This is a genomic window from Muribaculum sp. (genome assembly GCF_029051885.1).
Taxonomy (GTDB): Bacteria; Bacteroidota; Bacteroidia; order Bacteroidales; family Muribaculaceae; genus Muribaculum.
This window is the reverse complement of record NZ_JAIDKI010000049.1, coordinates 1-1,193: the sequence shown is the minus strand read 5'-3', so window position 1 is coordinate 1,193 and position 1,193 is coordinate 1. Positions and strand designations below refer to the sequence as shown.

1 protein-coding gene is annotated in these 1,193 nt (G+C 47.6%); it reads right to left on the bottom strand.

Annotation, left to right across the window (positions count from 1 at the left end; translation table 11 throughout):
- Positions 1-52: 52 nt before the first annotated feature.
- On the bottom strand, positions 53-1,193 hold a 1,141-nt coding region (locus K2I50_RS02185; protein ID WP_301024613.1), incomplete at its 5' end, for an amidophosphoribosyltransferase.

Below are 1,193 nucleotides of genomic sequence, written 5' to 3'. Positions count from 1 at the left end.
ATTTCTTCCTGGATCGTTGGCTCGGAGATGGGTATAATAGACAGGTTGATTATCACTCATAGCTTGTACCGTCAAAGCAATGGGTACATACCTTGCATTTAGGCAGACCGATAGCCTTGACAACAGTTTCCACAGAGCTGAACTTAAGCGATGTAAGCCCGAGCTGCTCACGGATTTTCTCTACCATAGCCTCATATTGGGGAGACCCGGTGGTAGCATATTTATCAAGATCCTTATTGGGATCACCCTCCAGGTCTTTAATCACGCGGCGGGTTATCAGCTCCATATCGCTCTTAGAGGCTGTGAAATTGATAAATTTGCATGGGTATATAAGCGGCGGGCAACTTATGCGTACGTGTACCTCCTTGGCTCCACAGTCAAACAGATCCTTGACGTTGTCGCGTAGCTGTGTACCTCTTACAATAGAGTCATCGCAGAATATCGCACGCTTATTGTAAAGCAATGCGTTATTGGGTATCAGTTTCATACGCGCCACAAGCTCACGACGCTCCTGGGTAGAAGGTGTAAAACTGCGTGGCCATGTCGGAGTATATTTAACTATTCCACGACGATAAGGCACACCCTTGCCTTCAGCATATCCAAGAGCCATACCAATACCGGAATCTGGGACAGCGCTTACAAAGTCGACCTCCTGGTCATCGTTACGCCCCATTTCCATACCGGCCTCATAGCGCATCTCATCGACATTGCGTCCTTCGTATTCACATACGGGATATCCGTAATATGTCCAAAGGAAAGCACACACCTGCATCTCCTCGCCGGGAGCTTTCAGCTGACGGAAGCCATCGGCCTTGACTTCTACAATCTCAGCCGGTCCAAGATTATAGCAAACCTCATATCCAAGGTTGGGGAAAGCACATGTCTCACTTGTAAGCGCATGAGAACCCTCCTTCTTACCTATTATTATAGGTGTACGTCCGAGGCGGTCACGTGCGGCAATAATGCTGTTCTCCGTCAGGAGCAGCATAGAGCATGAACCCTTGAGCCGCTTATACACATTCTCAATACCACTCACATAGTCCTTTCCCTCGCATATAAGCGCGGCTACCATCTCTGTAGGATTAATAATATCATAGGAGTGTTCACAGAAGTGATGGCCTTTAGCCAGCAGTTCCTTTTCCAACTCGGCGATATTATTGATACGTCCTACTGTCACTATCGCAAATTTACCG